Raw genomic sequence first — 11575 nt, forward strand, 5'->3', positions numbered from 1 at the left:
TTTGATGTTAGCGAAACTTATCGATAACTGTATGAGTTACTTCTGATCAAATCATTATTGAACTGTTAAGAGTGACTCAAAAACATCACTCGCCCGTGCGCCATTTTTCTTTAAGTTTTTTCATTAATAAAACTTCATCAACGAGCTTGAACATGGGAATTAACAAGATGCTGTTGTCTTCTCTCATTATTGATATCTTGCGCTTGTTTAGTGACATGAGAAATAGTCGATGAAAAATTTTTCAATTGTGGCCACTGTTTATTTAATGGACTTGGCTGTGAAACCATGGACGAGTCCAACCGTACTTTTTTCAGACTTAGGTCCAGGGCGCCAGGATTCGATTCTGAATTCCTTCTCTTCCGCTCTCCTTCTGATTTCATTTCTTGACTCTTTTCATATTTTCCTTTCACTTGATCTGAGCTATTTGATCTAAGCTCGATTTGATCAAAACGTCTGGTTAATTCATCCATAGATATTGGTTGTAGTGGTTGGTGACTCGTGCTTTGGTACAACGGATTGTTTTTAACTAGAGATAACACTTCATCTTTATGGATAAACCGTAGTTTTCCATCGGAATTAGGAACGGAATAAAAAGAAAATTCTGTCGCAATCTCGTTAACTGTCCTCCCTTTCTTTTCTTCATTTCGGATGTAATCACATATTATTTCTTGGACCTCTTCTGGTGATAAATTATATTGATATGAAATTACTCCTATATTTTGATTCTCCTTATATTCACTAACAATGATTTCACGCAATGGATCTATTCTATTCGATTTAGTGTAGATTTGATGAAACTGGTTTGTTGATTCAGCCATAGATATTGGTTTTGGTGGTTGGATCGTGCCTTCTTGTATCAGATTTTTCTTAACTTCAGAGACCTTTCCAGATTGATGGATAAATAACACTTGTCCATCGCCTGTATGAATGGTAGAAAAATATAACTCTGCCGCAACCTCATTAATCCGTCTCCCCTTCTTTCCTTTATTTACTATGTATTCGCTTATTATATTTTGTACCACTTCTAGCGGTACATTATATTTAGCTGAAATCATTTTTATATTTTTTTTCTTTTTATACTCACTAATAATAGATTTACCCAATAGATCTAAGCTATTTGGTTCAGGGTCGGTTTGATGAAACTGGTTTGTTGATTCAGCTATAGATATTGGTTTTGGTGGTTGGATCGTGCCTTCTTGTATCAGATTTTTCTTAACTTCAGAGATTGCTTTCTCAATGATAGGTGGTTCTGGGGTGTTTAATTCTGGTTGAGATTCGTTCTGAATTTTATTCACTATCTCTTGAACGGCTTCTTCGTTTATCTTTAGCGTACATGCAATTTCATTAATGGATACTCCTTTTGCAACTCCCCCCTCTACATATATCTTATAAATTTGAGCCAACGTGCAGCCATTTCTTTCCGCAATTCTTTGAATTTGATGGTACATTGCTATATAATCTCTAATATATTGATATGGAAGTACTTTTATGTCAGTTTGAGTTAAACAAAGCTGGTTACCTATTTCTTCTTTAGACATTCCCTTAATTGAATGTTGTATAATAAATTCAGCCATTCGATGTCTCACCATTTCCGAAGTCCAGTCCAATTCGGTTGCAATATCACCAATTTTTATCCCTTTTCTTAGTTTCTTGACAAGCTCTTCGAAGCTTAGTTGTTCAAGTACCCTTTCTGGTTGTGTTTTTAATAATAAGGTATTTGTGTTTTTACTTTCTCCCTCTAACTTATTATTTTTTTCAACTTTTTTGAAAGTCTCAAGTATCCTCGGATATCCATCTAAACTCACAGGTAATATACTATTTAATTCTTTCCGTGTATATCCTTGATGAATCTTTTTTATTGCATAATCCTCTATTATCGTTTTAGTTTTTTCTACCGAAATATTCAAGCTTTCAGAGATATTCTTTATGTTTTCCTTTATTTTTAGCTTGTGAACGACTAATTTTTCCATCACATAATCTTCTGAACAACCAATATTCTCAGCAATGAGAGGGATATCACTATGCCTTTTAAAACTATTTTGGATAAATGCATGTTTTTTTCCCATTATACTACTTGAACTTTTATGTAGTCTTTCAGCTATCTGAGGTACCGAAAAACCTTGGTATATGCTACGTGCGATTTCTAAATTAAGTATCCTATAAGCAGTTGGTCTACTAATCTTTAGTTGCTCGATAAGTTCTTCATGACTTATTTTATTTTCAAGTCCTTGAATGAACTCTACTCGTATTTTCTTCATTTCCTCCTTATTGTGGCGTTTTAGAAACGCTAATTTTTTTGAACTATCTTTATTGGGGCGCATCTTATGAATGGATTTTTTCATTTCAAGTGCGCCTTCGATATACATTAATTGAATCTGATCGAACGTAGAACTGTTTAACCAAGCAATATGTTGCATTGTATTAGCCTTTAACTCTACTGTAAGATAGTTGTATACATTTTTTTTCATTTGAGCTGTTGTTAACCAAAGATAGGTAGAAATGTGTTGTTTAGGGGTTCCCTTACTCGATTCACTGATAATAAATTGCGCTATTATCATTCGAATTGTTTTATGACTTCTATTCAACTCTTGTGCAATTTCCTCAATATTTTTATCTTTCTTTCTTTGGATAGCAATATAATTAATTAGATATTTATTTAATTCATTTGATGTTATTTCTTCTAACTTGTCTTTTCTATTTTCTTTGTAAAAATTAATTATTTCATTTTGTCTCCTACTTTCTACTCCTTTTTCTCCTGATTCGTTTTCCTTTTTAACTTCAAGGTAGATATTATGGACTCGTGGATTCTCAGCCAAATTAAGATACAACATTTTATTCAATTCTTCCAGTGTGTATTCTTCCTCACAGATTTTTCGTATTGCATAATTTTCTATTATCTTTTTAGTTTCTCCTAATGAAATAGAAACACTCTTAGTAATATCCTCGATATTTTCCATTTTTTTCAGCTTTTGAATAATTATTTTTTCAAGAACATACGCCTTCGTACCACCTATCTGCTGAGAAATGGAGTCAATCCTAGAGGAAGGTGGAATCTCAGAAATGGAATTATTACTAGAGGAATCCGAAAAACGTCTTAGAATATAGTTGTGTTTGTTTCTGTGAATTTCCTCAACGGGCTTGTGAAATCGTTCAGCTATTTCAAGTTCCGTAAATCCTTGACTTAGTTTACATGCGATTTCAAGCAATTTGATTTCAACCACTGTTTTACGGGATATCTTCAAGCTATCTGCAATTTCTTCATCTGTTTTTCCTTGTTCATAACCTTGAACAACCTTGGCTCTCAGTATTTTATTCAGATATTTCATGACACTATTCTCCTTTGTTTTTAGTAGCAATAACCGTTATCAATGGGACTTGCTACTTACTTTTTAACATATTAAAGGACACTGATTAGAACTTTTTTTGGAAATATAATAAAAAAGATTCTGAGACAAATACTTGTCCCAAAATCTTCATTAATTAAAAAATTAAAAATTTTTTCACTTAACTTGCTTCTTCGCGCAACTTTTCTGCAAATTCATTAATCTTTCTGATTCGATGATTGATTCCGGATTTAGAGATCGCTCCTGATGGAATCATTTCTCCTAGCTCTTTTAAACTGACTTCTGGGTGCTTTAATCTCAATTCTGCAATTTCTTGCAATTTTTCTGGTAGTGCAGTTAATCCAACTCTACTTTCAATCAATTCAATATTTTCGATTTGTTTTGCTGCAGCATCAATCGTTTTATTCAGATTAGCTGTCTCACAATTGACAAGTCGGTTGACTGAGTTTCGCATATCACGTACGATACGGACATCTTCAAAGCGCAACATCGAATTCGTCGCACCAATTAAGGTTAAAAAGTCAGCAATTTTCTCTGCGCCTTTTAAATATGAAATATAGCCGTTTCGACGTTCCAATGTTCGAGCATGAAGACCATAATAATTTAACATATCACAAATGTCTTGATTATGTTGTTCATAAATGGAAAAAATTTCTAAATGGTAACGACTAGTTTCAGGGTTATTGACTGAACCAGACGCCATGAATGCTCCTCTTAGATAGGATCGCATTTTTTGTGCATTTCCTAAAATTTCATCAGATACATGCCCATTGAACATCATTCCGTCCATGATATCTAGATCCATCAGTACATTTTTCGTTCCTTGTTTCAAACGAACGATATAGACATTATTCTTTTTCAATTTCATTTTTTTTCGAACGAGTAACTCGCTTCGGACATTATAATGATCTTTTAAAAGAGAATAGATCCGTCTAGCGATAGCTGCATTTTCTGTTTGAACGTTTAGGATAAATTGTTGATTCACAATCCCTAAAGATCCATTCATTCGCAAAAGTGCAGCTAATTCCGCCTTTGCATGTTCGCGGTGAACTTCAAGTCCAGTAAGTTCTTTTTTGACATCTGCCGCAAATGACACCCTATTCTCCTCCTTTCTTTTAGTAACCTACCGTTTAATATTTGGAACCAAAAACCAAACGAAATAGCTCTTCCACAACTTTTTCACCATCATGGAAGACACCTCCATTTTTTAATTCTAAAAAGTCAGTCGAAATCACTCGACAACCTTCATTCCGTAATCCATGAAAATCATGGGTTACTTGTACGAGGTATTCATCGTAAATTTCGGGATCCATATAACCTGCTGGTACTTTTTCTGTGTTAACTAAAACAGTATCAATAAATGGTCGTTTCAAATGTTCATGCAACACCCGAATATGATCAGCATCTGTAAAATGTTCTGTTTCACCTTTTTGTGTCATGATATTACAAATATACACCACTTCGGCTTCTGTTTTAGCTACTGCTTCTCCAATTTCTTGGATGACCAAATTAGGTAAAATGCTAGTAAACAAACTACCCGGTCCTAAAACGACCATATCTGCCTCCATAATGGCAGAAACAACTTTTCGTGCTGGTTTGGCTTCGCTATCATCCGTGGTATTTCGCACATAGACATGATCAATCGTTTTTCGATCGACCGCAATTTTTGATTCCCCCACCGCAGTAGTACCATCTTTAAAAACTGCATGGAGTGTTAATGGTGTTTCAGAAGAAGGATAGATATGACCGTCCACATGCATCATCTTAGATAGGAGTTGTACTGCTTCGTATGTACTTCCTCTCATTTCTGCGACAGCGGCAATGATCAAATTACCGATCGTATGATTGGCTAAAAATTGATCTTCTTTTTTAAAACGATACTGAAAGATATCTTCATAAAATTGTGGCATATCCGACAATGAAACCAACACATTCCTCAAATCGCCAGGGGGCGCCATCGCAATTGATTCTCTGATTGCACCGCTACTGCCCCCGTCATCTGCGACAGTTACGATCGCTGTAATATCAGCCCCTTGGTTACGCAAGCTTTTTAAAATAACCGGTAAGCCTGTGCCACCCCCAACGACAACGATTTTGGGCTTTCTTATACGGTAAGTTTTCATCTTCACGAGCGATTCACCGTCTCTTTCCGTTTATCTTTGTCACGGTGAGTCACATTGACTTTATAATTTTCTTTCAAAGCACCTGATAAACGTTCTGTTAACGCAACTGAACGGTGTTGCCCTCCGGTACAGCCAATAGCAATCGTCAAGCTGCTTTTACCTTCTTTGATATATCCTGGTAAAACCGTCTGTAATAAATCTAAAAACTTATTATAAAACAGCTCAGTTTCATCAAATGACATCACATAGTCATAAACTGGTTGATCTTTTCCTGTCAAAGGTCTTAATTCAGGAATATAGTGGGGATTTGGTAAAAAGCGTACATCCATCACGATATCTGAATCAATTGGCAAGCCATATTTGAATCCAAAGGAAACAAATTCGATTCGAAAGCCTTGATCGCCTTTGGTCTTAAACGTTTGATTGATTTTTTCCCTTAACTGACGTGGTGTTAAAGTCGTCGTGTCTATAATGACCGAGGCCTGCATCTTTAGATCATTCAATATCGCACGTTCTTTACGAATTCCTTCCGTGACTAAACCGTTCATTGCCATTGGATGGGTACGTCTTGTTTCCTTGTATCGTGCGACTAATTCTTCATCGGATGCATCTAAAAATAAAATCGACGTATCGATAAAATCCGTATTCTCAATTTCGACTAACATATTTTGGATTTCTTCAAAAAACGAGCGTGAACGCAAGTCTACCACTAATGCCATTTTCGTCACTTTACCCGATTCTTTGATCAATTCCCAAAACTTTGGAATTAGATTTGGTGGCATATTATCAATACAGAAATACCCCATATCTTCAAAACTTTGAATAGCGACCGTCTTCCCAGCGCCACTCATCCCTGTGATGATTACTAGTTGTAAATTATCAGCCATATCAAACGGCCCCCTCTCATATCTCTTCCTAAAATTATATCACTTCCGGGCGTATCATTACCAGTTAAACATTCTTAAAAATGAAGTTGTCGATAAAAATAGGGACAAATACCACTGTAGGTATCCGCCCCTAATCTTTGCTCATAAAAGTTTTCAACTTGATATGGTAGCTTGTCGGTGTTGTAAGGCACGGGCGATCGTTTGATCAGCTAAGATTGACTGTGCGTCAATGACGGGATATTCATTTTCCCCTACATACTCTTGCATCAACGATAATTCTGTACAGCCTAAAATAATTTTTTCGCAATCAAATCGCGCCACCGCTTCTGCCAAAATTTCGTAGTATAGTTCTTTGTTTAAATAATCTGATTCTTTGATATCATGATAAATCAAATGGTTGATTTTCGCCTGAAGTTGAGCATCAGGAATGACAGCCTCAAAGCCTAGCTGTCTCACTTCCTTTTCATAAATTCCAGCTTTCATGCTACCTTCCGTACCCAGGATGGCTACTTTACCAGTTGTATTTTGTCTGACAAGCTCATTTGCCGCTTCTCGTGGCATATGAAGAATCGGAATCTCAGTGGCTGCTTGAAGTTCATCAAAGAAATAATGAGCTGTATTACACGTTAAAACGATAAAATTTGGTTTGAGTAAATTTTGTTTTTCAACATCATCTAGTAGGTAAGGCATTGGGCTTTCTTGTTCCCTATCTAAAATATAAGCCGTTCGATCAGGAACTGTCGCATGATTAAATAATACATAATTTAAATATTCCTGATCTTTTGAGGCTTTGGTTCGATGATTGATTAGACGGACAAAACTCTCTGTGGCCATCGTTCCCATTCCGCCCAAAATACTAAAAAAGTTTTCCATGAATCAACCTTCTTTCACATGAAAGTATTTTTTAAATCGAGGAATGTAATTTCTAAACATATACTTCATCAATAACCAGCGTTTGAGCGAACGATCTTTCTCATAAAAAACAGTCGTTCCATAACGATTTTCTTTAATCATTTTTTCTGCAACTTTTTTGTCTTCATTTGCTTTTGCATAAGTTAAAAAGACCTTGTTAGGTACACCCATCCATAATTTTGCTTGATCCGATTGGCTCGTCCCATAGGTAGTCCCTGTGAATGGAACTTCAAATACACGGTCTTCTGTCACAAATTTTGCTAAATTCAAGCCATTAAGAGTGACAAAGAAACTGCTTCTTCCCTGACGAAGGTTGATTTCAAAAAGTTTGTATTCACCATCTCTTGGATCGTATTTCATATCAAAATTCGCAAAACCAGTATAGGAAATATCTTCTAAAAATCGTTTAATCGTTTGATAGATCTTTTCATTATAATCTGGCATGATCACCACATAATTACCAATCGAAGCTGGTGTTGGATCTTCTAGTAACGGGTGACCTAAACACATCATTCTTACTTGATGGTTTTCATCGACATAAGCATTTAACACACGCATATTACTATCATCCCCAGGAATGAAATCTTGGACGATCATTTCACTTGTATAACCTGCTTCGTAAATACGACCTAAGATCAAGTCAAATTCTTCACGATTATCGATAATAAACGCTTTTTTTCGACCTTCAAATTGGACAGATAAGTATTCCACGCTGTTTGCCGGCTTTAATGCCACTGGAAAGTCAAATGGTAACTCTTGATTCAAATGCCCATCAACTAACATTTCTTTTCTAACAATCAACGTTTTGGGATAAGGTAACTGGTATTCCTCGCAAACTTCATAAAAACTAACCTTATTAATCAGACGTTTAAATAACGAATAATCGATGTAAGGACAAATAAAATACTTTGAGAGTTCTTCTTTATGCTGTGAAATCAGTTCTGCATAGCCATCTCCACATGCGATCAAGAGATACTTCTTCGTTTGATCTGAATATTTCTCTCTTGCTAAACGTAACATGGACTCAATAAAGACCGGATCTTTATCAAAGCCAGGAATTACGTCAACTTTGACGATTTTGCTATAGCGAGTTGGTGCCAACTGATTTGATGCATACGCCTGGCAAACTTTGCCATACGCTTCATGAAATGAACGTGCCATTCCATAGACATTCATGTCGCTACCCAATAAAATAGGAATAAATTCTTCGTTTACATTACTGTTCATCATTATCTCTCACTTACTCATAATCTCTAGTTTTCTTTTTCAACTACACAAGGAATATCATACCATAAAGAAAAAAGCAATCAAAGGAATCTCCTCCGATTGCTCAATTCTTTTTTGAACGGATTGAACTTATAGGAAGTTTTTATCTATACCAATTAGTGTAGAAAGAACTACCATGTTTCGTATTTTAGTCTATACTAGTCAATAAAACAAGAATAGATACTTGATTTTAATTTTTTTTTAACTATCCAGTTGGTTTTCACCATTCATGATTTTTTTTAAGTATCGACCAGTATAACTCTCTTTCACCTCAATGATTTCTTCAGGTGTACCAGTGGCTAAAATCGTACCGCCACCTTCCCCGCCTTCTGGTCCAAGATCAATAATATGATCAGCGGTTTTAATAACATCAAGGTTATGCTCGATCACTAATACCGTATTCCCTGCATCTACTAAACGTTGCAAGACATCAAGTAGCCGGGCAATATCATCTGTATGCAAACCAGTCGTTGGTTCATCCAAAATATAAAAGTTCTTACCATTCGCTATTTTGTGTAATTCACTAGCGAGTTTCATCCGCTGTGCTTCCCCACCAGATAATGTTGTAGCTGGTTGCCCCATCGTAACGTAGCCTAGACCAACATCGACAATGGTTTGAAGTTTTCGATGAATCTTAGGGATTGGTTGGAAAAATTCAACGGCATCTTCAACCGTCATTTCTAAAATATCTGCAATACTTTTTCCTTTATAATGAACTTCTAGCGTTTCAGAATTATATCGCTTCCCATGACAAACTTCACAAGGAACGTAAACATCAGGTAGAAAGTGCATTTCAATCTTAATAATTCCATCGCCTCGGCAGGCTTCACAACGTCCACCTTTAACGTTGAAACTAAAACGGCCTTTTTTATACCCACGCATTTTAGCTTCATTTGTTTGTGCAAATAAATCTCTAATATCATCAAATACACTAGTATATGTCGCAGGATTGCTTCGTGGTGTGCGCCCAATCGGACTTTGATCGATATCAATGATTTTTTCAATACTTTCATATCCGGAAATTGATTTGAATTTACCAGGTTTTGCTGAATTACGGTTGATTTTTTGTGCAAGAGCTCGTTTTAGGATACTATTGACCAATGTACTCTTACCTGAACCAGACACACCAGTTACCGCAACAAATTCTCCTAAAGGAAATTCCACTGAAATATTTTTCAAATTATTTTCCGTTGCCCCAGTGATTTTGATGGCTTTTCCATTCCCTTTTCGGCGTTCAGTTGGAACTGGGATACTCTTTTTACCGGATAGATATTGTCCAGTCAAAGAATCTTCATCAGCAGCAACTTCCGCTGGCGTGCCAGCTGAAACGATTTCTCCTCCTTGATGCCCCGCACCAGGGCCCACATCAATCAAATAATCTGCCGCACGCATCGTATCTTCATCATGCTCGACCACGACTAATGTATTCCCTAGATCACGCATTTTCTTCAATGAACCGATCAACCGATCGTTATCTCGTTGGTGGAGTCCGATAGAAGGCTCATCTAAAATATAAAGAACCCCTGAGAGATTCGAACCAATTTGAGTGGCCAAACGGATCCGCTGTGCTTCTCCTCCTGAAAGAGTTCCTGATGCACGACTCAGCGTTAAATAATCGAGACCAACATTTTCTAAAAATGAAAGTCGATCATTCACTTCTTTTAAAATCGGTTTAGCTATTACTTTTTCTTGGTCTGAAAGGGTCAAATTTGAAAAGAAGTTGACCGCTTTTTGGATAGACAACTCGTTCGTTTGTCCAATATTCGTCCCATTGATTTGAACGGATAAAGCTTGAGGATTCAAACGATACCCATGACAAGTTTGACAAGTCAATTCAGTCATATATTGTCTCATTTGCTCTCTTGTGAAATCACTGTTTGTATCATGGTACCGACGCTTAATGTTTTTCAATACCCCTTCAAAAGTTGTTTCAACATCACGAACACCACCGAAATCATTCTCATAGTGGAAATGGAACAGCTCGTCTGTCCCATTGAGCACGATTTCTTGATGTTCAAGTGGCAACTCTTCAAAAGGCGTCTCCATATCAATCCCATAACTTTCACAGGCTTGAGCCAGCATCTGTGGATAGTATTGTGAACTGATTGGATTCCAAGGGACGATAGCTCCTTGACTCAACGTCTTCGTACGATCAGGTATCACTAAATCTTGGTCCACTTCTAATTTGACACCAAGACCATCACAATCAGGACAAGCACCAAATGGCGCATTGAAAGAAAACAGTCTTGGTTCCAATTCACCAACAGTAAAGCCACAATAAGGACAAGCGTAATGCTCGCTAAACAGCATTTCCTCTTCTCCTATGACATCAATCAAAACATAGCCTTCTGCTAAACGCAAGGCAGCTTCGATTGAATCAAACAAACGTGAACGGATTCCTTCTTTTATGATGACACGGTCTATAACAATTGCGATATCGTGCTTTTTATTTTTTTCTAATTCTGGTACTTCACTTAAGTCATAGATTTCTCCATCCACTCGAACACGTACGTATCCTTCTTTTTGAATACGTTCAAAAACTTTTTTATGTTGGCCTTTTTTCTTGACAATGATCGGCGCAAGAACTTGAATTTTAGTTCGTTCAGGTAATTCTAAAACTTTATCAGCCATTTGATCAATAGATTGGCTGGTGATCTCAATGTGATCATTCGGACAGATAGGATGCCCCACACGTGCAAACAGCAATCGGAGATAATCATTGATTTCTGTGACAGTTCCTACTGTTGAACGAGGGTTTTTACTAGTTGTTTTTTGATCAATTGAAATTGCTGGACTTAGCCCATCAATACTATCAACATCTGGTTTATCCATTTGCCCTAAAAATTGCCGTGCATAAGCAGAAAGACTTTCGACATATCTTCTTTGTCCTTCTGCATATAATGTATCGAATGCTAACGAACTTTTCCCAGAACCAGATAATCCAGTGACCACCACAAATTTATCTCGCGGAATTGTCACATTGATGTTTTTTAAATTGTGGGCTCTTGCACCATGGATAATTATTTTATCATTTGCCATATAA

The 11575-nt window shown here is 36.5% G+C and carries 7 protein-coding genes; all 7 read right to left on the reverse strand.

Features of this window, described 5'->3' with window-relative positions:
* Nucleotides 1-137 precede the first annotated feature (137 nt).
* The 7 genes from IGJ11_RS07550 to uvrA all read right to left on the reverse strand — a co-directional run bounded on the left by IGJ11_RS07550 (nt 138) and on the right by uvrA (nt 11571).
* A complete protein-coding gene (locus IGJ11_RS07550) occupies nt 138-3326 on the reverse strand; it encodes a hypothetical protein (protein WP_207431978.1) in 3189 nt (1062 codons plus the stop codon).
* A gap of 178 nt (nt 3327-3504) precedes the next feature.
* Entirely contained in the window at nt 3505-4440 is a 936-nt protein-coding gene (gene whiA, locus IGJ11_RS07555; protein WP_010718951.1) for a DNA-binding protein WhiA, read from the reverse strand.
* 34 nt (nt 4441-4474) lie between these two features.
* Nucleotides 4475-5473, reverse strand: coding sequence for a gluconeogenesis factor YvcK family protein (locus IGJ11_RS07560; protein ID WP_010718950.1), 999 nt, complete (start codon nt 5471-5473; stop codon nt 4475-4477).
* Nucleotides 5470-6354 (reverse strand): RNase adapter RapZ, encoded by an 885-nt coding sequence (rapZ, locus tag IGJ11_RS07565; protein ID WP_010718949.1) that lies wholly within the window; start codon nt 6352-6354, stop codon nt 5470-5472. Before rapZ ends, IGJ11_RS07560 begins: the two co-directional genes overlap by 4 nt.
* Nucleotides 6355-6507: 153 nt before the next feature.
* Nucleotides 6508-7227, reverse strand: coding sequence for an amino acid racemase (locus IGJ11_RS07570; RefSeq protein WP_010718948.1), 720 nt, complete (start codon nt 7225-7227; stop codon nt 6508-6510).
* 3 nt (nt 7228-7230) lie between these two features.
* Complete coding sequence (locus tag IGJ11_RS07575) at nt 7231-8496, reverse strand: D-aspartate ligase (RefSeq protein ID WP_010718947.1); 1266 nt, start codon at nt 8494-8496, stop codon at nt 7231-7233.
* Nucleotides 8497-8733: 237 nt separating this feature from the next.
* Nucleotides 8734-11571, reverse strand: coding sequence for an excinuclease ABC subunit UvrA (gene uvrA / locus IGJ11_RS07580; protein WP_081127457.1), 2838 nt, complete (start codon nt 11569-11571; stop codon nt 8734-8736).
* Nucleotides 11572-11575 lie beyond the last annotated feature (4 nt).

The organism is Enterococcus sp. DIV0691 (genome assembly GCF_051711145.1).
Taxonomy (GTDB): Bacteria; Bacillota; Bacilli; order Lactobacillales; family Enterococcaceae; genus Enterococcus_B; species Enterococcus_B hirae.